We start from the raw sequence: 263 nt of genomic DNA, 5'->3' as shown, positions 1-263 counted from the left end.
ACTCAATGCTAATCTTGGTGGGGTTATCGCTTTTGGTATACCAAACCGCTATATATCTGCCAATATATTTGGCAAAGCGTACACAGAAGTGTATGCCGCTCCCAGCATCGCATCAGATTGCCCTGTAAGTGGTGCTAATCCTAGCAGCCCTGAATGTATTCTTGAGCAGGCACAAAATAGCGGTATTAATGCTGTCTCTATTGCCGTTACTGAAGTTGGTATCTCGTTAGCCAAATATCAAACCTTCCTCGGTCAACATATGG

The 263-nt window shown here is 44.1% G+C and carries 1 protein-coding gene; it reads left to right on the top strand.

Annotation, left to right across the window (positions count from 1 at the left end; translation table 11 throughout):
- The coding region (gene traF, locus V0R37_RS22480) for a conjugal transfer protein TraF (protein ID WP_420376607.1) at positions 1-263 on the top strand (263 nt) is incomplete at both ends.

The organism is Pollutimonas rozaliensis, assembly GCF_048751585.1.
GTDB lineage: Bacteria > Pseudomonadota > Gammaproteobacteria > Burkholderiales > Burkholderiaceae_B.
This window is presented reverse-complemented; position numbering and strand designations above follow the sequence as displayed.